Origin of the sequence: Cupriavidus cauae, assembly GCF_008632125.1 — a bacterium.
In the GTDB taxonomy this organism is placed as follows: domain Bacteria; phylum Pseudomonadota; class Gammaproteobacteria; order Burkholderiales; family Burkholderiaceae; genus Cupriavidus; species Cupriavidus cauae.
The window spans coordinates 148,283-173,777 of sequence record NZ_VWRN01000035.1 but is presented as its reverse complement, the minus strand read 5'-3'; the positions used below and the strand labels follow the sequence as shown (position 1 = coordinate 173,777).

General features: G+C 68.4%; 20 protein-coding genes. 3 read left to right on the top strand and 17 right to left on the bottom strand.

Annotated elements, in window-relative coordinates; genetic code table 11:
* Positions 1-90: 90 nt before the first annotated feature.
* On the bottom strand, positions 91-528 hold the full coding sequence (locus F1599_RS14315) for a PRC-barrel domain-containing protein (protein ID WP_149318210.1): 438 nt from the start codon (positions 526-528) through the stop codon (positions 91-93).
* A 184-nt stretch (positions 529-712) separates the two neighbouring features.
* Between F1599_RS14315 and F1599_RS14310 the strand changes: the two genes are divergently transcribed.
* Entirely contained in the window at positions 713-2,317 is a 1,605-nt protein-coding gene (locus F1599_RS14310; protein ID WP_150083488.1) for an alkaline phosphatase D family protein, read from the top strand.
* 187 nt (positions 2,318-2,504) lie between these two features.
* On the opposite strand, the gene F1599_RS14305 is transcribed toward F1599_RS14310, so the two are convergent.
* The 8 genes from F1599_RS14305 to F1599_RS14270 form a co-directional block, all read right to left on the bottom strand.
* Complete coding sequence (locus F1599_RS14305) at positions 2,505-3,335, bottom strand: M55 family metallopeptidase (protein ID WP_149318208.1); 831 nt, start codon at positions 3,333-3,335, stop codon at positions 2,505-2,507.
* A gap of 77 nt (positions 3,336-3,412) precedes the next feature.
* Positions 3,413-4,612: a DmpA family aminopeptidase gene (locus F1599_RS14300; RefSeq protein WP_190286358.1), complete on the bottom strand. Its 1,200-nt coding sequence runs from the start codon at positions 4,610-4,612 to the stop codon at positions 3,413-3,415.
* Positions 4,613-4,627: 15 nt separating this feature from the next.
* A complete protein-coding gene (gene gsiD / locus F1599_RS14295) occupies positions 4,628-5,542 on the bottom strand; it encodes a glutathione ABC transporter permease GsiD (protein ID WP_223819641.1) in 915 nt (304 codons plus the stop codon).
* 8 nt (positions 5,543-5,550) lie between these two features.
* On the bottom strand, positions 5,551-6,471 hold the full coding sequence (gene gsiC / locus F1599_RS14290) for a glutathione ABC transporter permease GsiC (RefSeq protein ID WP_149318206.1): 921 nt from the start codon (positions 6,469-6,471) through the stop codon (positions 5,551-5,553).
* Positions 6,472-6,618: 147 nt separating this feature from the next.
* Entirely contained in the window at positions 6,619-8,184 is a 1,566-nt protein-coding gene (gene gsiB / locus F1599_RS14285; RefSeq protein ID WP_149318388.1) for a glutathione ABC transporter substrate-binding protein GsiB, read from the bottom strand.
* 147 nt (positions 8,185-8,331) lie between these two features.
* Positions 8,332-10,251 (bottom strand): dipeptide ABC transporter ATP-binding protein, encoded by a 1,920-nt coding sequence (locus tag F1599_RS14280; RefSeq protein WP_150083487.1) that lies wholly within the window; start codon positions 10,249-10,251, stop codon positions 8,332-8,334.
* A 31-nt stretch (positions 10,252-10,282) separates the two neighbouring features.
* Positions 10,283-11,287, bottom strand: a complete 1,005-nt coding sequence (locus F1599_RS14275) for an isoaspartyl peptidase/L-asparaginase family protein (protein WP_149318204.1) — start codon at positions 11,285-11,287, stop codon at positions 10,283-10,285.
* Positions 11,288-11,336: 49 nt separating this feature from the next.
* Positions 11,337-12,362 carry a MurR/RpiR family transcriptional regulator gene (locus F1599_RS14270; RefSeq protein WP_150083486.1) on the bottom strand — a complete coding sequence of 342 codons (1,026 nt, stop codon included), beginning with the start codon at positions 12,360-12,362 and terminating at the stop codon, positions 11,337-11,339.
* Positions 12,363-12,579: 217 nt separating this feature from the next.
* Between F1599_RS14270 and F1599_RS14265 the strand changes: the two genes are divergently transcribed.
* The gene (locus F1599_RS14265) at positions 12,580-13,317 is read left to right on the top strand and encodes a type 1 glutamine amidotransferase domain-containing protein (RefSeq protein WP_150083485.1); all 738 of its coding nucleotides are present in this window, start codon (positions 12,580-12,582) and stop codon (positions 13,315-13,317) included.
* A gap of 121 nt (positions 13,318-13,438) precedes the next feature.
* On the opposite strand, the gene F1599_RS14260 is transcribed toward F1599_RS14265, so the two are convergent.
* The 5 genes from F1599_RS14260 to F1599_RS14240 form a co-directional block, all read right to left on the bottom strand.
* Complete coding sequence (locus F1599_RS14260) at positions 13,439-14,890, bottom strand: FAD-binding oxidoreductase (RefSeq protein WP_150083484.1); 1,452 nt, start codon at positions 14,888-14,890, stop codon at positions 13,439-13,441.
* A gap of 24 nt (positions 14,891-14,914) precedes the next feature.
* Positions 14,915-15,718 (bottom strand): 4-hydroxy-2-oxoheptanedioate aldolase, encoded by an 804-nt coding sequence (gene hpaI, locus F1599_RS14255; protein WP_150083483.1) that lies wholly within the window; start codon positions 15,716-15,718, stop codon positions 14,915-14,917.
* A 110-nt stretch (positions 15,719-15,828) separates the two neighbouring features.
* Positions 15,829-17,304 carry an NAD-dependent succinate-semialdehyde dehydrogenase gene (locus tag F1599_RS14250; protein ID WP_150083482.1) on the bottom strand — a complete coding sequence of 492 codons (1,476 nt, stop codon included), beginning with the start codon at positions 17,302-17,304 and terminating at the stop codon, positions 15,829-15,831.
* Between the two features lie 122 nt (positions 17,305-17,426).
* A complete protein-coding gene (locus F1599_RS14245) occupies positions 17,427-18,950 on the bottom strand; it encodes a UxaA family hydrolase (protein ID WP_150083481.1) in 1,524 nt (507 codons plus the stop codon).
* Positions 18,951-19,039: 89 nt separating this feature from the next.
* The gene (locus F1599_RS14240) at positions 19,040-20,074 is read right to left on the bottom strand and encodes a tripartite tricarboxylate transporter substrate binding protein (RefSeq protein ID WP_150083480.1); all 1,035 of its coding nucleotides are present in this window, start codon (positions 20,072-20,074) and stop codon (positions 19,040-19,042) included.
* Between the two features lie 155 nt (positions 20,075-20,229).
* On the opposite strand from F1599_RS14240, the gene F1599_RS14235 reads away from it, so the two are divergent.
* Positions 20,230-21,216 carry a LysR substrate-binding domain-containing protein gene (locus tag F1599_RS14235; protein WP_150083479.1) on the top strand — a complete coding sequence of 329 codons (987 nt, stop codon included), beginning with the start codon at positions 20,230-20,232 and terminating at the stop codon, positions 21,214-21,216.
* Between the two features lie 16 nt (positions 21,217-21,232).
* On the opposite strand, the gene F1599_RS14230 is transcribed toward F1599_RS14235, so the two are convergent.
* The 3 genes from F1599_RS14230 to F1599_RS14220 form a co-directional block, all read right to left on the bottom strand.
* A complete protein-coding gene (locus F1599_RS14230; RefSeq protein ID WP_150083478.1) occupies positions 21,233-22,756 on the bottom strand; it encodes a TAXI family TRAP transporter solute-binding subunit in 1,524 nt (507 codons plus the stop codon).
* Entirely contained in the window at positions 22,741-23,934 is a 1,194-nt protein-coding gene (gltS, locus tag F1599_RS14225) for a sodium/glutamate symporter (RefSeq protein WP_150083477.1), read from the bottom strand. The genes F1599_RS14230 and gltS overlap by 16 nt, the downstream gene beginning before the upstream one ends.
* Positions 23,935-24,085: 151 nt before the next feature.
* Complete coding sequence (locus tag F1599_RS14220) at positions 24,086-25,426, bottom strand: dicarboxylate/amino acid:cation symporter (RefSeq protein ID WP_150083476.1); 1,341 nt, start codon at positions 25,424-25,426, stop codon at positions 24,086-24,088.
* Positions 25,427-25,495: the final 69 nt, after the last annotated feature.

The following is a 25,495-nucleotide window of genomic DNA, read 5'->3' as shown; positions in this document are numbered from 1 at the left end:
CGCCTGCGGCCACGTCGCCCATTGCGGAATTACATGCCGCTGTAAGAACGACGCGCCCGCATGGAAGGCATGCGGTGCGCGCCGCCGATATCACAGCGTGCCGCCGCCGGACAGCCAATACGGCTCGCGCTCGTAGTACTGGTGCAGCTGCGTTCCCCATTGCGGGTCCGCCATGCGCGGCCACTGGTCCTTGTTGAAGCCGGGCGCCGACTTGATGCGGTCGGCCGTGATGCCGAGGCGGAAGCATTTCTGGTCGGTATCCATGACCAGCGCGTTCCACGGAATCGCGTGCAGCGTGTCGCCCATGCCCAGAAAGCCGCCGGTGGTCAGCACGGCATAGGCAATGCGGCCGCGCGGTACGTCGAGCATGATTTCGCTGATCTCGCCGACGTGCTCGCCGTCGGACGAATAGACCTTGGTGTCCTCGAGGCTGGAGGCCGCCATCACTTCCGGGCCGGGGCCTTCACCGACGCCCGATCCTACGATGCTGGCACCGCCCTGATTCGTGCCGGGTTGCGAGGGATTCATCGCCATCTCCTTGATTGTTGGTACGCAGGAACCGGTGTTCCGCAACGACCATGCCATCCCGCTTGCCTCGCGTCTGCCGCGCGTCCGCCGCACGCCTGTCCCGGCCGGCGCCGGCTTTCATCATTCTTTCGCAATCGCCAGCTAAGGTCCTGCCTTTCCCTTCCCCACACCCGAGAGGCAGGACATGACCCGATCCCCCTACCCCCGTCGACGTTTCCTGATCCACACCGGCGCGCTCGGCCTCGGCACCAGCCTCGGCCTGACCGCCTGCGGCTCCGACGACTCGCCCGAGGCGCCGGCGGTCATCGTGCCCGACAGCGAGCGGCCCAAGCTGCCGTACGGCATCCAGATCGGCGATGTGGGCGATGGACGCGCGGTGGTCTGGGCGCGCGCCGACCGCGCCGCGCAGCTGCGCGTGGAGTACGACACCACCGACAGCTTCCGCAATCCGCGCAAGGTGCTCGGCCCCACCGTCAGCGCCGCGTCCGATTTCACCGGCCGCGTGGAGCTGTCGGGCCTGCCGGCCGGCGAATCGATCTTCCTGCGCGTCGCCTGTGACAGCATCGACAATCCGCGCGCGACCGGCGTGGTGGTGCCGGGCCAGTTCCGCACGATCCCGCGCACCGACGCCAATCGCCCCGTGCGCTTCGTCTGGGGTGGCGACGTCGCGGGCCAGGGCTGGGGCATCAATACCGAGTTCGGCGGCATGAAGATCTTCGAGGCGATGCGCCGCCGCGAGCCGGACTTCTTCCTGCACAGCGGCGACACGATCTACGCGGACGGCCCGATCCTGGCCGAGGCCACCGCCGAGAACGGCCGCGTGTGGAAGAACCTGGTGACGCCGGAGGTCTCCAAGGTCGCCGAAACGCTGGACGAATACCGCGGCCGCTATCGCTACAACCTGATGGACGAGAACGTGCGCCGCTTCTCGGCCGAGGTGCCGCAGATCTGGCAATGGGACGACCATGAGGTCACCAACAACTGGTCGCCCACCAAGGACCTGAGCGCCGACGCGCGCTACACCGAGAAGAACATCGCCACGCTGGTCGCCCGCGCCACCCAGGCCTTCCGCGAATATGCGCCGATGCGGATCGGCAGCACCGCGTCAGAGCAAACGCTCTATCGCAAGGTTTCCTACGGCCCGCTGCTGGACGTGTTCGTCCTCGACATGCGCACGTATCGTGGCGGCAATACCGCCAACCTGCAGACCACCGAGAACGGCGACACGGTGTTCCTCGGCAACGAGCAGCTGGAATGGCTGGTCAACGGCGTGAAGCAATCGCAGGCCACGTGGAAGATCATCGCCGCCGACATGCCGATCGGCCTGTGGGTGCCGGACGGCAAGGACGCGGCCGGCAACGCCCGCTGGGAAGCGATCGCCAACGGCAACGACGGCGCGGCGCTGGGCCGCGAGCTGGAAACCGCGCGGCTGCTGCGCGCCATCAAGGGCGTGCCCAATGTGGTCTGGCTGACCGCCGACGTGCACTATTGCGCCGCGCACTACTACGATCCGTCGAAGGCACAGTTCACCGATTTCTCGCCGTTCTGGGAGTTCGTGGCCGGCCCGCTGAACGCCGGGACCTTCGGCCCCAACCAGCTCGACGCCACCTTCGGCCCGCAGCTGGTCTTCCAGAAGGCGCCGCCCGCGGGCCAGGCGAACCTGTCGCCCTATTCGGGCTTCCAGTTCTTCGGCGAGGTCAATATCGATCCGTCGACGAAGGCACTGACGGTGGACCTGCGCGACCTCGATGGCGTCAGCGTGTTCAGCAAGACGTTGCCGGTGGCTTGAGGTTGGGCGCCGGCGGGCCGGCACTGATTCTTGTCGGCGGAATTCTCCCTCCCCCTCACGGGGGCGAGGGTTGGGGAGAAGGAGGTGGTTTCAAACTGCAGCGACATAGCGGCTGCCATTTGCCTTCTCTCCCGCCCCTCTCCCGCAAGCGGGAGAGGGGAGAAAACCCACGCTGCCCCATTCGCGGCTACCGCAGCATGAACGACATCGCCGACAGGCAGTTCAGCATGCGCACCGCGTCGGTCACGCTGGGCGCATCGAAACTCAGCGTGACGCCATCGAGCCGCCGCAGCGTGGGCCATTGGCAGAACAGGTCGGCGTGCGCGGGCGTCAGGGTGCGCAATTGGCACGTGACGGGGCCAGGAATGGTGAAGGGCCGGGCCCCGGCCGGATCGGTCCGCAGCGCGCGGACCGCGGCTTGCGCGGCCGCGCCGATCGCCTCGCACGCAGCCGCCGGCGTCATCGAATCCCCGCTGCCCTGCCCCTGCGCGCGCTTGGTGGCCACGTAGCGCACCCACGGCATCAGCGCCGACGTTTCCTCGACGAAGACATCGTCGCCGCTCGCCATCAGCACCGGCACATCGGCCTCGCCCGCCAGCGCGGCGTACAGCCCCGCTTCGCCGAGTTCGATGCCGCCGATCGTCACGCTGGCGAACGCGCTGCTGTTGATCGTATGCGCCAGGATGCCGCGGCCTTGCGCGCGGCCGTGATAGCCGATCATCAGCACGCCGTCGCAATCCTGCTCGATCCCGCTCATCATGCCGGCGTAGCGCGGCTTGCCTAGCACGATGCGCACACGGGGGTCCAGCAGGTCCGGCAGCAGGTTGCGGAAGCCCCCATGCGAGTCGTTGACCCAGACGGCCTCGGCCCCGGCCGCGAAGGCGCCCCGCGCCGCGGCGTCGGCTTCGCGCGTCATCCAGGCGCGGGCGCGCTCGTACTCGCCATTGCCCGGGCGCGTCTGTTCGGGATGGAAGACGCCGGCGACGCCCTCGATATCGGTGGAGATCAGGATCTTCATGGGAATGGCGCGCGCAAAACGCAGCGGCGACGCACGCGGGAATGGCGCGCGCCGACCGCAGCGGCGGCGTGCGCGGTTCAGTCGGCGAAATTCAATTCAGGCATCCACGACAGCAGGCTGCGGCGGCAATGGCCGTCGCGGCCGCTGACGGTCTCGGCGTGCCACAGCGCATGCAGGATGGCCTGCTCGACGCTGTCGGCCACGGCATGGAACAGCGGATCGAGCTCGGTCTCGTGGACCATCGCGACGGCCGGCATCGGCGTGGCGGCGTCGTGCGGCACGGTATAGGCGGTGCTGAAGGCCAGCGCGATATCGCCGGAGCCATGACCGTAGACCGATCCGGTGCGTGCCAGCCCCGCGCCGGCACGCCGCGCCAGCCGTCCCAGCTGGCGGGAATCGAGCGGCGCGTCGGTGGCAACGATCATGATGATCGAGCCCTTCTCCGGCCCGGAATCGGCGGCAGTCTGCGCGGCGTCCGTTGCGGCCCGCCCCGCGTCCGTTGCAGCGGGCGCAGCGTCCGTTGCGGCGGCGTTCGTTGTGGCGGCGTTCGTTGTGGCGGCGTTCGTTGTGGCGGCGTCCGTTGCAGTGGGCGCGGCCAGCCGCTGCGCCAGTTCGGCACCGACCCGCCTGCCGGCGACCGTCAGCATCGCCGGCGTGCCGTAGTTCGCCAGCACCAGCGCACCCACGCGATAAGGCCCCGCAAGCCGCGACGCCGTGCCGATGCCGCCCTTGACGCCGAACGCCGACATGCCGCGCCCTGCCCCGACCGCGCCCTGCGCAACATCGGCGCCGGCCGCGGCGCAGGCCTGCCGATAGTGCGTTTCGCCGATGGCCATCGCCTGGATGTCGTTCAGATAGCCGTCATTGCATTCGAACACCAGCGGATTGACGGTGGGCCAGCCGCGGCCGATCTCGGCGTGGGCCGCGATCGCCTGCCGGATCTGCGCCTGCGCCACGGCGCCGACCGCAAAGGTGTTGGTCAGCGCGATCGGCGTCTCCAGTACACCAAGCTCGTCGACTTGCACCAGCCCGATGCTCTTGCCGAAGCCGTTGATCACCGCGGCCGCGGCCGGAACCTTGTCCAGATACGGATCGCCGGCGTGCGGCAGCACCACCGTGACGCCGGTCTGCACCGCGCCATCGGCCAGCGTGCAATGTCCGACGCGCACGCCCGGCACATCGGTGATCGCATTGCGTGCGCCCGCCGGCAGGTCGCCGATATGCGGAGGAACGCCCGGTGCAGGCAAGTCCGGCGCGACGGAGGGTTCGTGCGGCATCGCGATGGCCCTCCGTCAGCGGCGGTCGATCTTCGGATCGAGCGCGTCGCGCAGCCCGTCGCCCAGCAGGTTGAACGCCAGCACGGTCAGGAAGATCGCCAGGCTGGGAAAGATCGCCACATGCGGGGCCGTGACCATGTCGGCGCGCGCCTCGTTCAGCATCGCGCCCCACTCGGGCGTCGGCGGCTGCGCGCCCAGGCCGAGGAAGGACAGGCTGGCCGCGGTGATGATCGAGGTGCCGATCCGCATCGAGAAATAGACGACGATCGACGAGATCGTGCCCGGCAGGATATGCCGCATCAGGATGGTCCAGTCGGACGCGCCGATGCTGCGCGCGGCCTCGATATAGGTCAGCCGCTTGAGCATCAGCGTGTTGCCCCGCACCAGCCGCGCGAACGCCGGGATGCTGAAGATCGCCACCGCGAACACCACGTTGACCATGCCGTTGCCCAGGATGGCGACGATGCCGATCGCCAGCAGGATGCCCGGAAACGCGAACAGCACGTCGGAGATCCGCATCACGATCCGGTCCCACCAGCCCTCGTAGTAGCCCGCCAGCAGGCCCAGCAGCGTGCCGACGATGGCGCCGACGATCACCGAGAAGAAGCCGGCGGCCAGCGAGATGCGCGTGCCGGCCAGGATGCGGCTGAAGATGTCGCGGCCCAGCGAATCGACGCCGAACCAGTGCGCCGCCGACGGCCCGGCGTTCAGCGCGTCGTAGTCGAAGTAGTTCTCGGGATCGTAGGGCACCAGCTGCGGCGACAGCACGGCGACGATCACCAGCAGGATCACGAACACACCGGCGGCCAGCGCCAGATGCTGGCGGCGGAACTTGCGCCAGAATTCGCTCCACGGCGTGCGGACGGGCTCGGCCTGCGCCGCCGCGCCCGGCACGGCGGCCTCGTTGGCCACGGTCGATAGCTCGGTCATGGACGGCCTCACTTGTAGCGGATGGTGGGGTTGATCACCGTGTACAGCAGATCTACCACCAGATTGATCAGGATGAATTCGAGCGAGAACAGCAGCACCTCGGCCTGGATCACCGGGTAGTCGCGCATCTCGACGGCATCGACCAGCAGCCGGCCGAGGCCGGGCCAGTTGAACACCTTCTCGACGACGATCGAGCCGCCCAGCAGGAAGCCGAACTGCAGGCCCATCATCGTGACGACCGGGATCATCGCGTTGCGCAGGCAGTGCTTGGCGACCACCAGCGACTCGCGCACGCCCTTGGCGCGCGCCGTACGCACGTAATCTTCCTGCAGCACCTCGACGAACGACGCCCGCGTAAAGCGCGCCATCACGGCGGCCACGGCGGCGCCGAGCGTCAACGACGGCAGGATGTAGTGCTTCCAGCTTTCCGCGCCGATCGACGGCAGCCAGCCGAGCTGGACCGAGAAGATCTCCATCAGCAGCATGCCGAGGGCGAAGGCCGGGAACGAGATGCCCGACACCGCAAGCGTCATGCCGATGCGGTCCGGCCAGCGATTGCGCCAGACCGCCGAGCCGATGCCGATCAGCATGCCGAACACCACGGCCCACAGCATCGAGGCGACGGTCAGCCACAGCGTCGGGAAGAAACGGTCGCCGATCTCCTCGCTGACCGGGCGCTTGGTGCGCAGCGAGTTGCCGAACTCCCCTTGCAGCGCATTGCCGAAGAAGGTGACGAACTGCTCGTGCAGCGGCTTGTCCAGGCCCAGGTCCTTGCGCACCAGTTCGACGGTGGCGGCATCGGCCTCCGGTCCCGCGGCGAGCCGCGCCGGATCGCCGGGCAGCAGATGCACGAACAGGAAGACCAGCACCGCGACGATCAGCATCGTCGGCACCACGCCCAGCACGCGCTTCAGAAAGTAATTCAACATGACGACTCCGTGGGTCCGCGCCGATCAGCAATCGGCGACCGGCGCGGACACCGGGGGGCTTGCAACAATGGCAATGAGGATGGCCGCAAAAGACCGCCGGCCGCCCGCCCCGCCCCCGCATACCTGGGGCGGGCGGCGCTGCGCGGCTTACTGCGAGCTGCTCTTGATATCGATGTTCTCGAACTCGAACGAGCCGTCCGGCATCACATAGGCGCCGCTCAGCCGCTTGCTGCGGGCATACAGCACCTGCTCGGTCACCAGGAAGGCCCACGGGGCGTCGGCCCAGATGCGCTGCTGCGCGTCCTTGTACAGCCGCGCCTTCTCGTTGCGGTCGGTGGTACGCAGCGCGCCGGCGATGTCGGCATCGACCTGGTCGTTCTTGTAGTACGCGGTATTCAGCAGCTTGGGCGGCATCGATTCGGACGCCAGCAGCGGACGCAGCGCCCAGTCCGATTCGCCGGTCGACGATGACCAGCCGACGTAGTACATGCGCACGCCGGCGTCCTCGGGCCTGGGCACGCTCTCGACCTTCTCGACGCGCTGGCCGGCCTCGAGCGCCTGCACCGAGGCCTTGATGCCGACCTGCTGCAGCTGCTGCTGCACGAACTGGATCACCTTCTGCGCGGTGGTGTGGTTATAGGCGGACCACAGCGTGGTTTCGAAGCCGTTCGGATAGCCGGCTTCCTTCAGCAGCGCGCGCGCCTTGGCCGGATCGTACGGCCACGGGCCCAGCTTCTCGGCGAAATCGACGCCCGGCGGCACCACGCCTTCGGCCGGGACCGCATAGCCGGCGAACGCCACCTTGGCCAGCGCCTGCTTGTTGATCGCGTAGTTGATCGCCTGGCGCACCTTGGGATCGTTGAACGGCTTGACCTGCGTATTGAGCGACAGGTAGCGCTGGATGATCGACGGCGCCGCGATCAGGTCGACCTTCGGGCTGGCTTTCAGCACCGCGGCCTGCTCGAACGGAATGCTGAAGGCGAAGTCGGCCTCGCCGGTCTGCATGATGGCCGAGCGGCTGTTGTTGTCGACCACCGGCTTCCAGGTGATCGTGTCGATCTTCGGCAGGCCGCTCTTCCAGTAGCCGGCAAACTTCTTGCCGCGCAGGTGGTCGGGCTGCTTCCACTCGACGAATTCGAAGGGACCGGTGCCGACCGGATGGAACGCGATGTCCTTGCCGTACTTCTTCAGCGCGGTCGGCGAAATCATCACGGCCGACGGGTGCGCCAGCACGTTGATGAACGGCGAGAACGGCTCCTTCAGCGTGATCTTGACGGTGGTCGGGTCGACCACGTCGGTGCGCGCGACGCGGTTGAACAGCGTGTAGCGCTTGAGCTTGTTGGCCGGATCGGTGACGCGGTCCAGATTGGCCTTGACGGCGGTGGCGTCGAAGCTGGTGCCGTCGTGGAACTTGACGCCCTTCCTGACCTTGATGGTGTAGACCAGTCCGTCCTTGCTGACGTCATAGCTGTCGGCCAGCACGTTGACCAGCTTCATGTCCTTGTCCAGGCCGAACAGGCCCTGGTAGAAGCTCTTGGAGACCGCCTGCGACAGCGTGTCGTTCGAATCGTAGGGATCGAGCGTGGTGAAGGTAGAGGCCACCGCCATCACCGCGTCCTTGGCGGCAAAGGCCGGTCCGGCCGCAAACGCGGCCATCAGCAGGCCGCCGGCAATCAGGCGCGCGGCGCCACGTCGGGACAAACTGGCTTGCATCATTGTCGATTCTCCTTGGTAAGACTGGCAGGGTGATCGGGCTGGGTCGGCTCTTGGCGGCCTTGCAGCCCGGGTTGGCTCAATACGGTTGGCCCAACACGGTTGGCTCAATACGGGTCGGCACAATGCGGGTTGGCGCGGGCAGCCTCAATAGGCGCCGCCGACGGCGTGCCGCGCAACGAAGTGGTCCGGGGCGACGGCCACCAGCGGCTGCACCACCGGCTCGTCGCCGATCGCGCGGATCGGGCTCGGCAGCTCGTCGACCTGCGGCTCGCGCCGCAGATGCCGGCGCGCGGGGTCGGCCACCGGTACCGCGGACATCAGCTTCTTCGTATAGGGATGCTGCGGGTTCTCGAAGATCGCGCGGCGCGGGCCGATCTCGACGATCTGCCCCAGATACATCACCGCGACCCGGTGGCTGACGCGTTCGACCACCGCCATATCGTGCGAGATGAACAGGAAGGCGATGCCCATCTCGCGCTGCAGGTCGAGCATCAGGTTGACGATCTGCGCCTGGATCGAGACGTCCAGCGCGGACACCGACTCGTCGGCGATCACGACCTTCGGGTTCAGCGCCAGGGCGCGCGCGATGCAGATGCGCTGGCGCTGGCCGCCCGAGAACTCGTGCGGATAGCGGGCGGCATGGGCAGGTGACAGGCCGACCTTGTCCAGCAGCCAGGCCACGCGCTGCTCGGCCTCCTTGCCGCTGGCGACCTTGTGCACCAGCAGCGGCTCCATGATCGAATAGCCGACCGGCACGCGCGGATCGAGCGAGGCGAACGGGTCCTGGAAAATGAACTGGATATTGCGGCGCAGGCTCTGCAGCGCGGGCCCCGACAGTTCGCCGATGTTCTGGCCGGCGAACTCGATGGTGCCGCTCTGGCTTTCGACCAGGCGCAGCAGCGAACGGCCCGTCGTCGATTTGCCGCAGCCCGATTCGCCGACCAGCGCCAGCGTCTCGCCGGGATACAAGTCGAAGCTGACGCGCTCGACCGCATGCACGCGGCGCGTCGGCCGTCCGAACAGCCCGCCCGGCACGTCGAAGCGGGTCACGAGATCGCGCACGCGCAGGATCGGCTGGGCCGAGGCATCGGGACGCGTGGCCGCGGCCGGTCTTTCGCCGGGGACTTCGGCGCTCGCATGCCCATCGCCGCCCTCCACCCGCACCAGCGGAAACTTGGCCGGCAGATCGGTGCCTGCCATCGCGCCGAGCTTGGGCACCGCGGACAGCAGTGCGCGCGTGTAGGGGTGCGCGGGCCGCGCGAACACGGTCGGCGCGTCGCCCTCCTCGACCTTCTCGCCGCGGTACATCACCAGCACGCGGTCCGCCATTTCGGCCACCACGCCCATGTCGTGCGTGATGAACAGCACGCCCATCTGCATCTCGGCCTGCAGATTGCGGATCAGCTGCAGGATCTCGGCCTGGATGGTGACGTCCAGCGCGGTGGTGGGCTCGTCGGCGATCAGCAGCGCGGGCCGGCACGACAGCGCCATCGCGATCATCACGCGCTGGCGCATGCCGCCGGACAGCTGATGCGGATAGCGGTCCAGCACGCGGCGCGCCTCGGGGATGCGCACCAGCTCGAGCATGCGCAACGCCTCGGCGCGGGCCGCCGCGCTGCCCTTGTTCTGATGCAGGCGGATCGATTCCGCGATCTGCTCGCCGACCGGGAACACCGGATTGAGCGAGGTCATCGGCTCCTGGAAGATCATCGCGATATCGGCACCGCGGATGCCGCGCATCGTGCCGGCGTCCGCGCTGGCGAGGTCGAGCACGTCGCCGCCACGGCGGCGCAGCAGCATGCTGCCGCTGGCCAGACGTCCGCCGCCATGTTCGACCAGGCGCATCAGCGCCAGCGAGGTCACTGACTTGCCGGAGCCCGACTCGCCGACCACCGCCAGCGTCTCGCCGCGGTCGATATGGAAGGACAGGCCGCGCACGGCTTCGACGGTGCGTTCGGAGGTGGCGAAGCGCACCGTCAGGTCGTTGACGGACACGACGCGCTGCGGCGGCAGCGCGAGGCTGGATGCGGTAGGCGCGGAAGACGCGGAAGACGATGTAGCCATGGAGTGTTCCTCGAAACCTGCGGGCATGGGGTCAGCGGTAGATCGCCACGTGGACCGGCTCGCCAACGCGGGCATGACCGCGGTACATGCCTTCGGTGTTGAACGGCAGCGCGACATTGCCGGCCGCGTCGATCGCCACCAGCCCGCCCCGGCCCTGGATCGCCGGCAGGCTCTGCATCACGACCGCATGCGTCGCGGCCTCCAGCGAGCTGCCGGCATAGCGCATGCGCGCCGAGATGTCGTAGGCCGCCACCGCGCGGATGAACATCTCGCCGGTGCCGGTGGTCGACACCGCCACCAGTTCGTCGGCATAGCAGCCGGCGCCGATTACCGGCGTATCGCCGACGCGGCCGAGCTGCTTGTTGGTGATGCCGCCGGTGGACGTTGCCGCGGCGAGCCGGCCCTGGGCGTCGAGCGCGACCGCGCCGACGGTGCCGAACTTGGTGCCGGGATCGAGCGGCTCGCCGCCCGCCTCATCGGCGTCGGCGCGCGCGGCCAGCGCGGCGGCGTCGTGATCGAGCAGGGCCATGCCGCTGCCCGCGCGGGCGCGTTGCCATTGCGCATGGCGCTCCGGCGTGTAGTAGTAATCCGCCTCGACCAGCGGCAGGCCCTGCGCCTGCGCGAAGGCTTCCGCGCCGTCGGCGGCGAACAGCACATGCTCGCTGCGTTCCATCACGGCGCGCGCCGCCAGTACCGGATTGCGCAGGCGCTTGACGCAGGCCACCGCGCCGGCGTCGCGGGTGGCGCCGTCCATTACCGCGGCGTCGAGTTCATAGGTGCCGGCGTTGGTCAGCACGGCGCCCTTGCCGGCATTGAACAGCGGACAGTCCTCGAGCAGCCGCACCGCTTCGGTCACGGCATCGACGGCGCTGGCGCCGTCCGCCAGCAGGCGCTGGCCCGCGCGCAGGGCCTGTTCGAGCGCGGCGATGTATTGGGCTTCCTTGTCCGCGTCCATCGCGGCGCGGGTGATGGTGCCGGCCCCGCCATGGATGGCGATCACGGGCGTGGGCTTGGAGGTCGATCGGTCTGCGTTCATGGTGCTGTGTCGGCCTGCACGGCAGGCAACTCGGTGAGGCTCGGGAGCGTTATTCGGTGCCGGGGTCCGGGCGCCGGCGCCGTGGCGCCTTGCCGGACCCCGGACGGGGCTTGGTCTGCGTGTCGCCCGCCGCGGCGGTGCGGCTGGAATCGCCGCGGGCATGGGTCTGATGCAGCCAGGGCAGCACGAATTCGGTCATGTCGGCGGCGGCCTTGACCGAGCCGGTGGCGCGGTGTGCCACCGCGCCGCACAGCGCCTCGATCATCGCCAGCACGGCCGCATCCGAGTTCGGTGACAGCTGCCGGCCGGCGCTGACATACAGCGCGATATCGGCAAACGGCGCCAGCGGCGAGGTCGGCCCGTCGGTCAGCGCCAGGATGCGGGCACCGTGGGCGCGGGCGCGCTCGGTCAGCGCGACGCTGTCATAGACATAGCGGGGAAAGGCGATCGGGATCACCAGATCGCGGCTGGTCAGCTTGAACAGCTGCCGCGCCGCCGTCGACGCGCCGCCGACGCCGGCGACCGTGATCACCGTGCGGCAGTACATGTCGAGCCCGTGCTGCAGCAGGCCGGCCAGATAGCCGCTCGCGCCGAAGCCCAGCACATAGACATGCTCGGCCTCGAGGATCGCCGTCACCGCGCGTTCGCAGGCATCGGCATCGAGCGCGCGGCGGGTGGCCTGCAGGTTGCGCTCGTTCTCCTCCAGCGAGGCCGCGATGATTTCCGTGACGGTGGCCGGGCGCTCCAGTTCGGTGCGCAGCTTCTCGACCGGCGCCAGCGTGGCCTCGAACCCGCGCACCAGTTCGGCGCGGAACTGCGGGTAGCCGTCGAAGCCCAGCGCATGGGCAAAGCGGTTCGCCGTCGCCACCGACACCTGCACCGCCTGCGCGAACTCGTCGATGCGCATCGTCGCCGCGCGGAACGGGTTGGCCAGCACGTAATCCGCCATGCGCTGGTGCGCCGGCGTCAGCGACGGAAACACCTTCGCGATGCGCTGCGAGACCGTGGTCTCGGGCGCGGCGTCTGGCGCGGAATCGGCCGGCCTGGCGGCCGGATCCGGACAGGAAGCAGTCATGGCTCTGCGGTGGGCCGGGCGCAATCTGGTGCATCCGGCAAACAGCTATCGATGTAAACAAATTTACACGCAATAGCCGTGCCATGAAAATAGAGTTTACGAGAGCAAGGGTTAACCCCGACCTCGTCATTCCTGGACGACTGCGCTGGGTCCGCCGCCGAACCTGCGGAACGCTTCTTGCAGCTTTCGAACTTCCCCCGAAAAACAGGAGGCACCCATGCCAGCGCAACGCCGAATCCTGGTGGTCGCGACCAACGTCGACCAGTATCAAAAAGTGGGCTATCGTACCGGCCTGTGGCTCAGCGAACTCACGCACTTCTGGGATGTGGCCGAGGAAGCGGGCCATACGCTGCAGCTGGCGTCGCCGTCGGGCGGCATGATCCCGATCGATCCCGAGAGCCTGATGCTGTCGGAACTTGCACGAAGTGCCGGCATGCGCAGCAGTGTTTTCAAACGCTATGAGGACCGGATCTTCATGGACCTGCTGAACGACACGGTCAACGTGGCGTCGGTCGATCCGGGCGAGTTCGATGCCATCTACCTGACCGGCGGGCATGGCGTGATGTTCGACTTCCCGGGTTGCGAGCCGCTGGCGCGGCTGATCGCGGCGATGTACGAGCAGGGTCGCGTGGTGGCCGCGGTGTGCCACGGCCCGGCCGGCCTGCTGGACGTCAGGCTCGGCAATGGCGAGCTGCTGGTGCAGGGCAAGCGCGTGACCGGCTTCTCGTGGAACGAGGAGATCATGGCCAAGCGCGACTTTGCGGTGCCGTTCGGGCTCGAACAGGAGCTCGGCAAGCGCGGCGCGCAATACAGCAAGGCGATGCTGCCCTTCGCGCCTTATGTGGTCGAGGACGGGCGCCTGATCACCGGACAGAACCCGGGCAGCGCGTATGGCGTGGCCAAGGCGGTGTTGCGCACGCTGCGGCTGTCGGAGCCGGCGGCCGAGCCGGCTTGAACGGCCCGGCTTGAACATGCCAGCTCGAACGACCGGACTCGAAAGTGCCACCCTGAGCCTGCCAGCTCGAACGCGCGGGCTCGAGGCCGCCGCCTGAACACCAGGGCGGCGGCCCGAAAGCTCAGCCGCCCTCGCCCATCGCCGGCAACACCCGGCCCGGATTCATCAGATTCTTCGGATCCAGCGCCCGCTTGACCTGCCACATCAGCTCGAGCTCGACCTGCGATTTGTAGCGCCGCAGATCATCGCGCTTGACCGCGCCGATGCCATGCTCGGCCGAGATCGAGCCGCCTTCGCCGTGGGCGAGGCCATCGACCAGATCGGATACCGGCTTGTACCACTGCGCGAGGAAGGCCTTCGCGTCGGCGTCCTTCGGCCGCAGCGGATTGAAGTGGACGTTGCCGTCGCCCATATGGCCGTAGATCACCATGCGGGCATCGGGCACCAGTTCCAGCACGCGACGCGAGGCCTCGTCGACGAAGTCCGCGATGCGCGACAGCGGCACCGACACATCGCACTTGATGCTGCCGCCGGTGCGCGTCTGCGCGTCCGAGATTTCCTCACGGATGCGCCAGAAGGTCTGCGCGTCCGCAACGCTGGCCGCGATCGCGGCATCCTGCACCAGCTGCTGTTCGTAGCCGCTTTCGAGGATTTCGAGCAGCGTCGCCTCGAGGCTGGCGGCGTCCGCGCCCGAACTCAACTCGATCAGCACCATCCAGTCGTGCCGCTGCGCCAGCGGCGAGGCGACATTGCCCAGATAGTCGAGCACCAGGTCGAGCGCCGGACCCGAGATCAGCTCGAACGCCGTGACCGCGCCCCCGGACAGCCGCTTGGCCTCGCCCAGCAGGCGCACGGCCGCATCCGGCGACGCCACCGCGACGAAGGCCACCGCGCTCGCGCGCGGCTGCGGCATCAGCTTCAGCACGGCGGCGGTGATGATGCCGAGCGTCCCTTCCGCGCCGATGAACAGGTGCTTCAGGTCGTAGCCGGTGTTGTCCTTGCGCAGGCCGCGCAGCGACGAGTAGATGCGCCCGTCGGGCAGCACCGCCTCGATGCCGAGCACCAGATCGCGCATATTGCCGTAGCGCAGCACCGCGGTACCGCCGGCATTGGTCGACAGATTGCCGCCGATCTGGCAGGAGCCTTCGGAGCCGATGCGCAGCGGAAACAGGCGCCCGCCCTCCTCGGCCGCGGCGCGGGCGGCGGCCAGCGTCACGCCGGCCTGCACCGTCAGCGTGTCGTTGACGGTGTCGATCGCCAGCACGCGGTTCATGCGGCTCAGGTTCAGCACCACGGCATCGCCGCGCGTGTCCGGCACCGCGCCGCCCATCAGCGAGGTATTGCCGCCCTGCGGCACCACGGGCACGTCGTGCGTATGGCACCACGCCATCACCGCGGCGACCTGCTCGGTGCTCGACGGCAGCACCACCACGCTGGCCTTGCCGCGGCTGATGCGCCGGTAGTCGGTGACATAGGACTCGGTATCGGCGTCGGCGACGAGGCAGGCGTTGTCGCCGACGATGGCTTGCAGCGCGCGCAGCGTGGCGTCGCGTGTGGAACTATCCAGGGACATGATGCGGAGAAATCGGGAAATTGTTCAGTAGGCGGCGGACGGCCGTTGTACGGGGACGGCGCCTTCCTCGCGAAAGGACGCGGCCAGCTGGCGCGCGGCCTTGGCGAACAGCAGCACGTCGACGCCGGTGGCGACGAAGGTGCAGCCCAGCTCCAGATAGCGCCGCGCCAGTGCGGCATCGGACGTCAGCGTGCCCGCAGCCTTGCCGCTGGCCACGATGGTGCGCATCGCGTTCTCGATGGCTGCCTGCACTTCCGGGTGGCCGGGATTGCCGCGATGCCCCATCGACGCGGCCAGGTCGGCCGGTCCGATAAAGACGCCGTCGATGCCATCGACCGCGCAGATCTCTTCCAGGTTTGCCAGCGCGGTCACGGTCTCGGCCTGCACCAGCAGGCAGACCTCGTCATCGGCGACATCGAGATAGTCGGTGCGGCCGCTCCAGCGCGAGGCACGCACCACCGCGCTGCCGACGCCGCGGATGCCCTGCGGCGGATAACGCGTCGCGCTGACCAGCATGCGCGCCTGCTCGGCGGTATCGACCATCGGCACCAGCAGCGTGGTCGCGCCGATATCGAGCAACTGCTTGATCAGCGGGACGTCGCCCGCCACGGCGCGCACCACGGGCGCGCTCGGATACGCGGAGACGGCCTGCAGCTGGGCCAGGATGCTGCGCACATCGTTGGGGGCGTGCTCGCCGTCGATCAGCAGCCAGTCGAAGCCGGCGGTGGCCGAGACCTCGGCCAGATACGGCTCGGCCATCGACAGCCAAAGGCCGATTTGCGGCCGGCGGGCGGCCAATGCGGTCTTGAAGGGATTGGATGCGGGCATGACGGGTCCTGTCAAAGCAATGCGGGTTCGATGGGCCTGGCGACCGAGCCTTGTACGGCGTTGTACGGCCTTGTACGGTTGCCTGCGGCGTTCTACGGCTGCGGCCGGCCTCAGTCCAGTTGCCCCTGGCACAAATACTTCAAATGCAGGTAATCGTCCAGTCCATGGCGCGAACCCTCGCGCCCGTAACCGGACTCCTTGACGCCGCCGAACGGCGCGGCCTCGGCCGCGATGGCGCCCTCGTTGATGCCGACGATGCCGGTCTCCAGCGCCTGCGCGACGCGCCAGATGCGGCGCACATCGTTCGAATAGAAGTAGGCGGCAAGGCCAAACGGCGTGTCGTTGGCGTGGCCGATCACCTCGTCCTCGCTCGCGAAGCGGAAGATCGGCGCGACGGGGCCGAAGGTTTCTTCGCAGGACAACGCCATCTGCGGCGTGGCCCCGATCAGCACGGTGGGCGCGTAGTAGTGCGGACCGTCCGCGGTACGCACGCGCTTGCCGCCGGTGACGACGCGCGCGCCCCGGGCCACCGCATCCTCGACATGGCGGGCGATCTTGTCGACCGCGCGCGCATTGATCATCGGGCCGATCTGCGAGCCCTCCTCGCTGGCCGGGCCGACCTTCAGCGCCCCGACGCGGCGAGCCAGCCGTTCGACGAAATCGTCGTGAACGGCCTCGTGCACGTAGATGCGGTTCGGGCAGACGCAGGTCTGGCCGCCGTTGCGAAACTTCGATGCCATCAGCCCTTCGACCGCGGCGTCGAGGTCCGCATCCTCGAACACGATAAAGGGCGCGTTGCCGCCGAGCTCCAGCGACAGCTTCTTCAGCGTCGATGCGGATTCGCGCGCCAGGTGCTTGCCGACCGGCGTCGAGCCGGTGAACGTGATCTTGCGCACGCGGCTGTCGGCGAGCCAGACGTCGACCACCTCGGGCGTGCGTTCGCGCGACGCAGTGACGATGTTCAGCACGCCCGCCGGCACGCCGGCAAGCTCGGCCAGGTACACCAGCGCCAGCGCGGTCAGCGGCGTGTCCTCGGCCGGCTTGGCGACCACGGTGCAGCCGACCGCCAGTGCCGGCGCGATCTTGCGCGCGATCATCGCCAGCGGAAAGTTCCACGGCGTGATCGCCGCCACCACGCCGACCGGTTCCTTCAGCACCAGCATCTTTCGGCCCGGCACGGCCTCGGCCACGATGTCGCCGCAGATGCGGACCGCCTCGGCCGCGAACCATTCGACGTACGCGGCGCCGTACTGCACCTCGCCGCGGCTCTCGTGCATCGGCTTGCCCTGCTCGGCCGAGATGATGCGCGCCAGGTCTTCCTGGTGCTCCAGGATCAGCGCATGCCAGCGCTGCAGCAGACGCGCGCGCTCCCTGGCCGGACGGCGGCTCCAGTCGGCGAAGGCCGCGTGCGCGGCATCGGCGGCGCGGCGCGCGTCCTCGGCGCCGCTGTCGGCAACCTGCGTCAGCGTCGCGCCGTCCGCGGGATTGGCGACATCGAGGCGCTCACCGCGCGCGGCAGGTTGCCACTGGGCGCCGATCAGGTTCTGGCCGCGCAGCAGCGCGGCGTGGGAAAGCTGCAGGGACATGATGCGATGGAGGTCTTGGAGAAGGACGGTAAGCGGGTGGACGCGGCCGCATGCGGCCGAAGAAAACGCCGAAAGCCGCCGCAAGCAGCCACGGGCGGCCACAAGCGACCGCATGTGGCCAATCAGCTGACGATGCCCATATGCCAGGGCACGAACTCGTTGTCGCCCAGGCCGAGCAGCTCGCTGCGGGTCTTGTCGCCGGAGGCCACACGCAGGATATGTTCGAAGATACGTTGCCCCATCTCGGCGACGGTCAGCTCGCCGTCGACGATGACGCCGCAGTTGATGTCCATGTCGTCGGCCAGGCGCCGGTACATCGGCGTGTTGGACGCCAGCTTGATCGTCGGCGCGGGCTTGGAGCCGAACATCGAGCCGCGGCCCGTGGTAAAGCAGATCAGGTTGGCGCCGCTGGCGATCTGGCCGGTCACCGCGACCGGGTCATAGCCGGGCGAATCCATGAAGACGAAGCCGGCCTTGTCGATCGGCTCGGCGTATTCGTAGACCGCCTGCAGCGGCGTGGTGCCGCCCTTCATCGCGGAGCCCAGCGACTTCTCGAAGATGTTGGCGAGGCCGCCCTGCTGGTTGCCGTGGCCGACCACGCCGTTGAACTGCGCGTTGTGGCCGGCGGTGTAGCGCTCCCACCAGGCCAGCCGGTCCAGCAGCTTCTGCCCGACCTCCGGCGTGACGGCGCGCCGCGTCAGCATGTATTCGACGCCATGAATCTCGGGCGTTTCCGACAGGATCGCGGTGCCGCCGTGGCGCACCAGGATGTCCATCGCCGCGCCCAGCGCGGGATTGGCGGTGATGCCGGAAAACCCGTCGGAGCCGCCGCACTCCAGGCCGATCTTCAGATGGCTGGCGGACACCGGCTGGCGTTGCGCGGCATTCGCTGCCGGCAGCATCGATTCGATCGCGCGGATACCGGCGGCGATGGTCTCGCGCGTGCCGCCGGTGTCCTGCATCACCATCGTATGCAGCTGGCTGCCGGGCTCGAGTTGTTGCGACTCGACCAGCGATGCGACCTGATTGCGCTCGCAGCCAAGCCCCACGATCAGCACACCGGCCAGATTCGGATGGCGCGCATAGCCGGCCAGCGTGCGACGCAACAGATCGAAATGCTCGCTCGGCGACGACATGCCGCAGCCGGTGCCATGCGCAAACGCGACCACGCCATCGACATTGGGATAGGCCGCGAGCCGCTCCCGCGTGAAATGGTCCGCAATATGCCGGATCACCGTGGCCGAGCAATTGACCGACGACAGGATGCCGATGAAGTTGCGCGTGCCGACGCGGCCGTCGGCGCGCACGAAGCCCTGGAAGGTCGCGCGCTCGGCCTCGGGCACATAGTCGATCGGCCGCACGTCGGTGCAGAAGGCCGGATCGCGATAAAAGTCGACCAGCTTCAGGTTGTGCGAATGCACGTGCTCGCCCGGCGCGATATCGCGGTCGGCGACGCCGATCACGGTGTCGTACTTGCGCACCGGCTCGCCCTTCGCGATCGCGCACGCGGCGATCTTGTGGCCGGCCGGCACCTGGGCCCGCGCACGCACGCCAAGCTCGGGCAACGGCTGTCCCAGCGCCAGGTCCTGGCGCGCGATCAGCACGTTGTCATTGGCGTGCAGGCGGATGACGGCATTGACGTTCACGTCGAACAATTCCTGTGGTTGGCGGGGGCAATCGGCAATCGGCAATCGGCAATCGGCAATCGGCGGTCGGCGGGCGGCGGCTTGCGGAATCAGCTCTGCTGCAGCATTTCCTTCAGCTTGAGCCGCTGGATCAGCTGGGTTTCCTGCTCGTAGACCGTCGCCACGTACTTCTTGTAGTCGGGGCCGTCGAGGTACATCACCGGCGCGTCGATGCGCGCGGCCACCTGCCTGAATTCCTTGCTGGCGACCGCGGCGCGGAAGGCGTCGCGCAGCTGCTTCTCAATGGCCGGGTCCAGCCCCTTCGGTGCGCCGATGCCGTTGGGCGCTTCGACCACGACGTCGTAACCGAGCTCGCGCAGCGTCGGCGTGTCCTTGAAGCGCGGCGTCCGCTGCTCGCCCCAGGTCGCCAGCAGCCGCAGCTTGCCGGATTCGACATGCGGCGCCCACGAGCTGGAATCGGCCAGCAGGTCGACCTGGCCGCCGAGCACGTCCTGCAGCGCAGCCGAGCCGCCCTTGTAGGCGATCGCGTTGAAACGCACGCCGGCGGCCAGCGCGAACTGCTCCATGCCGACATGGGTCGCACCGCCGATGCCGGCGTGGGCATAGGTCAGCTTGCCGGGATTGGCCTTGGCCGCCGCGACGACTTCCTGCAGCGTCTTGTACGGCGAGCTGGCCGGCACCGCGATGCCGAAGGTCTGGCCCGACGTGCGCGCCAGATAGGTCAGCTCGGTGCGCGGATCGATCTCCAGCATGCCGAGCTGCGAGAAGCGCGTTACCGAGATCGGAATCTGGCCGATGGTGTAGCCGTCCGGCTTGGCGCGCGCCAGCGCGCGGGTGCCGATCATGCCCGAGGCGCCGGCGCGGTTCTCGACGACGATCGATTGCTTCAGGATGCCCGAGGCGACCTGGCACAGCGCGCGCATCGACTGGTCGGCGGTGCCGCCGACCGGCCACGGGCAGATGAAGGTGATCGGACGTTCGGGATAGGTGGCGGCACTGGCGCCGCGTGCCAGCAGCATGCCGGCGGTACCCGTGGCAGCCGCCGCCGCGGCCGTGGCAACACCGGCGCTGGCGCCGAGGATCAGGCGGCGGCGCGCGGGATTGGTGGTGGAACCTTGGTTCATTGTCGTCCTCGCACTGTGTTATCGGTGGTGGCCGGCGTGCATCGAGGCAACGCCATGGGCGGCATTGTGTCCGGCAACGACATAACGATCCAATCCAATATCGTCATTGCTTCATAACCTTTCCGTTAAGTAGGCCGCGAGGTAGACTGCGCGGCATGCCCCATATCGACCGCGCGCTGCGCTCCAATATCAAGCTACGCCATCTGCAGTTGCTGGTGGCGCTCGACGAGTTCCGCCACCTCGGCAAGACCGCCGAATTCCTGTCGATCAGCCAGCCCGCGGTGTCCAAGACACTGACCGAGGTCGAGAAGATGCTGGGCCTGGTGCTGTTCTCCCGCTCGACCCGCGGCACCGAGCCGACCGCGGCGGGAGAAGCGCTGATCCGCTTCTCTCGCCGCGTGCTGGCGCAATACGATCGCACGCGCGAGGAGATCGAAGCGGTCGACACCGGCGCGGCCGGGCGCGTGCGCGTCGGCGCGATGGGCGCGGCGCTGCCGGTGCTGCTGGCGCGCGCCACCGCCCGGCTGAAGGCGCGCTCGGCGCAGGCCACCGTGCTGATCGAGGAAGGCGATCTCACGCATCTGCTGCCCAAACTACGGCTGTCCGAACTGGACCTGATCGTGGGCCGGCTGGAACCGGGCTATGCGGCGCCGGACCTGGCCACCGAGGCGCTATACAACGAACCGATGGTGGCCGTAGTGCGGCCCGGGCATCCGCTCGCCGGCAAGCGCAAGGCCGGCTGGGCCGACCTGGCGCAGCTGCCCTGCGTGATGCCGCCGCCCTGGGCCTCGTTACGGGTCAAGCTGGAGCAGGCGTTCCTCGCCCAGGGCCTGGAGCCGCCATCGGACCGGATCGAGACCTCGTCCTATCTGGCGGTCTCGACCTTCGTCACGCAGCGCGACGCCGTCGGATTCCTGGCACGCTCGGTGGCGAAGCAGTTCGCCAGCGAAGGCAGGCTCGAGGTCGTGAATATCGCCGTGCCGATCGAGCTGCCGCCGGTCGGGATCATTACGCTGCGTGCATCGCGCGAGGCCGGGCTGGGCGCGAGCGCGGAGCATCTGATCGATTGCCTGCGGCTGGCGGCGGCGGAGATGGACGCCGGGGAAAAGCCGCGGCGACGGAGCGCACGACCCGGGTCATGATCCGGTCGAAGGGTTGTCATCGCCCCTGCCGCGCTGCCGCGCCGCCCTTGACCAGCGCCTCGATCGCCCTCGCCGCCGCCAGATGCTGCGGCACCGACAGGCCTTGCGTCGCGTTGGCCGGGGAGATCTGCGCGCCCTGGGCGCTGCCGCGGGCGGTGAAGTCCGCGCCTGGCGCATAGACGTTGCGGGCGATCGCGCCGACCTCGGCGTCGGACAGATCGGCGGCCACCAGCAGTTGCGCGGCGACCGCCACGGTAGCCACGCTGGCCGCCTGGTTCGCATAAGTGCCGGCCGGCACCGTATAGCGGAAATAGCCGCGGCCCGAATCGGCGAGCGCGGCGGCGGCCTTGTCGCCGAGCGGCAGCAGGCGCAGCGGAATCGCGGCCAGTGCGTCGCGGATACTTTCCGACGGCACGCCGATGATCTGGATCACGGCATCGACCTCGCCCTGCCGAAGCGCCACCAGCGAGGCGTTGATGCCCAGCTCGCGCCCGGCAAAATCCGCTGGCTTGAGGCCGTGCGCCGCAAGCACACGTAACGCCGTCCGTTGCGACGCGCCGCCCTTCTCGCCGATGGCGATGCGCTTGCCGCGCAGGTCCGCCACCGTCTTGACGGCCGCATCGGCGCGCACGAGAACATGGACCGCCTCGGGATACAGGCTGCCGATCGCGCGCAGCGAGGTGAACGGGCCATCGGCGGCGAAGTCGCCGTCGCCGCGATAGGCGTCGAGCGCGGCATCGGCCTGCGCCAGCGCGAGTGAGGCCTTGCCCTGCCGCAGCATCCGCAGGTTCTCGTCGCCGCCGCGCGTGACCAGCGGCACCACGCGCGCGCCGGGATTGGCGGCCAGCGCCTGGGCGAAGCGCAGATATTGCCCGCCCTCGGCGCCCGCTGCGAGCGGGTAGCCCTGCTTGGCGCGAGCCAGCCGGGCGCGGATGCTGGCATGCGCGGCGGCAAGTTCCTGCGTGATCATCGCGTGCTGCTCTGGCGACGATTCGGCCGGCACGGATTCGACGATGCGGCGCACGGCCTCCAGCATCGCGGCCGCGCCTTGCGGGGCGCTGGCCGCATAGGCGGGCGCGGTGACCGGGCGATAGCCGCCCGGCACCACTGGCACCCATCGCCCATTTTCTTCGCGGTACACCGCGGCGCCGTGCGCGCGGATGATATCGCCCGCCTTGTTGCCGCCCAGCGCGATGCCCTGCACGCCCTTGGGCGCCGCACCGAGCGCCGAGATCAGCCCGGCGACGCCGGGCGCATCCCATGCGCCGAAATCGAAGTCGCGCGTCAGCTTCAGCTCGGCGTCGAAGTAGACGACACGCCGGTCTTCGCCCGGAGGACCGCGCCGATCGGTCTGCGAGCCCTGGCGCCGCAGGTCCGCCACCTCGACCGTTCCCGGCGGCAGTGCCTGGGCCAGCCGCGCGGCGACGTCCTTGCGCAGCACGTCGGCGTCCGGGCCGCGCTCGCATCCCGCCAGCAGCGACGCGACGATCAGGGCAAACAGCGCGAAGAACAGGCGGCGCACGATCAGCCTCCCATCCATGGCATCGCCAGCATCAGCGTCAGCACGAAGGCATTCATGATGTCGACGAAGAAGGCGCCGGCCAGCGGCGCGACCACGAAGCTCTTCGGGGCCGGTCCGTGCTTGGCGGTAATTGCCTGCATATTGGCCATCGCGGTGGCGGTCGAGCCCATGTTGAAGCCGATGAAGGCGGCGGACAGCACCGCAGCCTCGTAGTCCCGCCCCATGAAGCGGAAGCAGACCAGCACCACATACAGCACGATAAAGACCACCTGCATCGCGATGATCGCGATGAATGGCCCCGCGGACAGCGCCACGTCGACCAGGTCGAGCGCCATCATCGTCATCACCAGGAACAGCGACAGGCTCACATTGGAGATCAGCTCGGCTGGCCGGTCGTCGAAGCGCACGCCAGTCAGCGGCAGCAGGTTGCGGATCACGATGCCGGTCAGCATGCACCACAGGAAGCCTGGGATCGTGATGGCCTGGCCCGAGAACAGCGAGGCGAGCCAGCGGCCGACCACTACCGCCACCAGGATGCCGCCCAGCGCGCCGACGGCCGCGACGGTGGTGATCGGAAATCCATGGGCCTGCGCCTCGACGCTCGCCTCGTCCTCACCCTGCGAGCGCAAGCGATATCGAGAAATCAGATATTGCGCGACCGGCCCCGCAATGATGCCGCCGACGATCAGGCCGATCGTCGCCACCGTCATCGACAGCTCCATCACGGACTGCAGATTGTTGATCTCGGCGAAGCGCTCGGCATAGGCGGCGCCGGTGCCGTGCCCGCCCACCAGCGTGATCGAGCCGCCGACCAGCCCGAAGATCGGATGCAGGTCCAGCGCCTTGGCCATCGCGACGCCGACGGTGTTCTGCACCACGATGTAAGGAAACAGCACGATCAGGAAGATCACCAGCGCCTTGCCGCCCTGCTTCAGCGCGCGCAGGTCCGCCCCCATGCCGACGCCGGCAAAGAACATCAGCAGCAGCACGGGCTTGATGGCGGCGTCGATGACGACGCGGAAGTCGAACAGCGCGACCGCAATCGCCGCGACCGCGGCAAACAGGACCCCGCCGGTGATCGGATCGGGAATGTTGTAGCGCGACAGAAAGGCGACCCGGCGATTGATCAGCGTACCGAGCAGCAGGACCAGCACGGCGATCAGCACCGAGGTGACCGGATCGAGGCGAATCTGCATCGAGTTCCCATCCTTGCCCGCCTGTGCCGGCGGAAAAGTGACGCGTATGGATCTATGCCAGCATAGACGCGCCAAATGCGAACCGCAATGCGCAAAAAAAATGCCGGACGCGATCGACCGCGTCCGGCATTCGGGCAAGCGCGACCGGAGGTTACGCCGCCGACTGCGTCAGCTCGGGCGTGCCCGGGGCGGCGGGCGCGACGGCCTCGCCGGCCATCGCCTTGCGCAGCTGATCCTTGTCCAGCTCGCCTTCCCAGCGCGCGACGACGATCGCGGCGGTCGCATTGCCGACCAGGTTGGTCAGCGCGCGGCATTCCGACATGAAGCGGTCGACGCCGAGGATCAGCGCCATGCCGGCGACCGGCACCGAGGGCACCACCGCCAGCGTGGCCGCCAGCGTGATGAAGCCCGCGCCGGTCACGCCGGCCGCGCCCTTGGAGCTGAGCATCGCGACCAGCAGCAGCAGGATCTGGTCGCCGAACGACAGGTGGATGTCGCAGGCCTGCGCGATGAACAGCGCGGCCATCGTCATGTAGATGTTGGTGCCGTCCAGATTGAACGAATAGCCGGTCGGCACGACCAGGCCGACCACCGACTTGGCGCAGCCGGCCCGCTCCATCTTCTGCATCAGCGTCGGCAGCGCGGCCTCGGACGAACTGGTACCCAGCACCAGCAGCAGTTCCTCACGGATATAACGGATCAGCTTGACGATCGAGAAGCCGTTGTAGCGCGCCACCAGGCCCAGCACGATCAGCACGAACAGCAGCGACGTCAGATAGAAGGTGCCGACCAGCATCGCCAGGTTGGCCACCGACTTGATGCCGTACTTGCCGATGGTGAACGACATCGCGCCGAACGCGCCGATCGGCGCGACCTTCATCAGGATCGACACCAGGCGGAACACCGGCAGCGTGACGGCCTGCAGGAAATCGACCACCGGCTTGCCGCGCTCGCCGACCAGCGCCAGCGAGATGCCGAACAGCACCGCGACGAACAGCACCTGCAGGATGTCGCCATTGACCATGGGGCTCAGCACCGTGGTCGGGATGATGTTCATCAGGAAGCCGGTGATGGTCGAATCGTGCGCCTTGGCGACGTAGCCGGACACCGCGTTCGAATCCAGCGAGGCCGGATCGATATGCAGGCCGTGGCCGGGCTGGACCACGTTGCCGACGATCATGCCGACCGCCAGCGCCAGCGTCGAGAACGTCAGGAAGTAGATCATCGCCTTGCCAGCGACGCGGCCGACCTTCTTCAGGTCCGACATGCCGGCGATGCCGGTGACCACGGTCAGGAAGATCACCGGCGCGATGATCATCTTGACCAGCTTGATGAAGCCGTCGCCGAGCGGCTTCATGCTCGAGCCGATATCGGGCCAGTAGTGGCCCAGCGCGATGCCGGCGACGATGGCGACCAGCACCTGCACGTACAGATGGCGATAGAACGGACGAGGCTGCGCGGCCGTGGCCGCGGCGGTGTGGGTGTCGATCATGCGGGTGTCCCCTGCCAATGGGCTGCCGGGCGCCATGCGGGGGCACGCGGCGGCGAGTTTCTTGAAATA

Bases quoted from the DNA above. Each gene is read 5' to 3' on its own strand.
- F1599_RS14305 (WP_149318208.1), bottom strand. From the start codon at position 3,335: ATGAAGATCCTGATCTCCACCGATATCGAGGGCGTCGCCGGCGTCTTC.
- F1599_RS14235 (WP_150083479.1), top strand. From the start codon at position 20,230: ATGCCCCATATCGACCGCGCGCTGCGCTCCAATATCAAGCTACGCCAT.
- F1599_RS14315 (WP_149318210.1), bottom strand. From the start codon at position 528: ATGAATCCCTCGCAACCCGGCACGAATCAGGGCGGTGCCAGCATCGTA.
- hpaI (WP_150083483.1), bottom strand. From the start codon at position 15,718: ATGCCCGCATCCAATCCCTTCAAGACCGCATTGGCCGCCCGCCGGCCG.
- F1599_RS14220 (WP_150083476.1), bottom strand. From the start codon at position 25,426: ATGATCGACACCCACACCGCCGCGGCCACGGCCGCGCAGCCTCGTCCG.
- gsiC (WP_149318206.1), bottom strand. From the start codon at position 6,471: ATGTTGAATTACTTTCTGAAGCGCGTGCTGGGCGTGGTGCCGACGATG.
- F1599_RS14265 (WP_150083485.1), top strand. From the start codon at position 12,580: ATGCCAGCGCAACGCCGAATCCTGGTGGTCGCGACCAACGTCGACCAG.
- F1599_RS14275 (WP_149318204.1), bottom strand. From the start codon at position 11,287: ATGAACGCAGACCGATCGACCTCCAAGCCCACGCCCGTGATCGCCATC.
- F1599_RS14280 (WP_150083487.1), bottom strand. From the start codon at position 10,251: ATGGCTACATCGTCTTCCGCGTCTTCCGCGCCTACCGCATCCAGCCTC.
- F1599_RS14240 (WP_150083480.1), bottom strand. From the start codon at position 20,074: ATGAACCAAGGTTCCACCACCAATCCCGCGCGCCGCCGCCTGATCCTC.
- gsiD (WP_223819641.1), bottom strand. From the start codon at position 5,542: ATGACCGAGCTATCGACCGTGGCCAACGAGGCCGCCGTGCCGGGCGCG.
- F1599_RS14250 (WP_150083482.1), bottom strand. From the start codon at position 17,304: ATGTCCCTGCAGCTTTCCCACGCCGCGCTGCTGCGCGGCCAGAACCTG.
- F1599_RS14300 (WP_190286358.1), bottom strand. From the start codon at position 4,612: ATGCCGCACGAACCCTCCGTCGCGCCGGACTTGCCTGCACCGGGCGTT.
- F1599_RS14260 (WP_150083484.1), bottom strand. From the start codon at position 14,890: ATGTCCCTGGATAGTTCCACACGCGACGCCACGCTGCGCGCGCTGCAA.
- F1599_RS14310 (WP_150083488.1), top strand. From the start codon at position 713: ATGACCCGATCCCCCTACCCCCGTCGACGTTTCCTGATCCACACCGGC.
- gsiB (WP_149318388.1), bottom strand. From the start codon at position 8,184: ATGCAAGCCAGTTTGTCCCGACGTGGCGCCGCGCGCCTGATTGCCGGC.
- gltS (WP_150083477.1), bottom strand. From the start codon at position 23,934: ATGCAGATTCGCCTCGATCCGGTCACCTCGGTGCTGATCGCCGTGCTG.
- F1599_RS14270 (WP_150083486.1), bottom strand. From the start codon at position 12,362: ATGACTGCTTCCTGTCCGGATCCGGCCGCCAGGCCGGCCGATTCCGCG.
- F1599_RS14230 (WP_150083478.1), bottom strand. From the start codon at position 22,756: ATGGATGGGAGGCTGATCGTGCGCCGCCTGTTCTTCGCGCTGTTTGCC.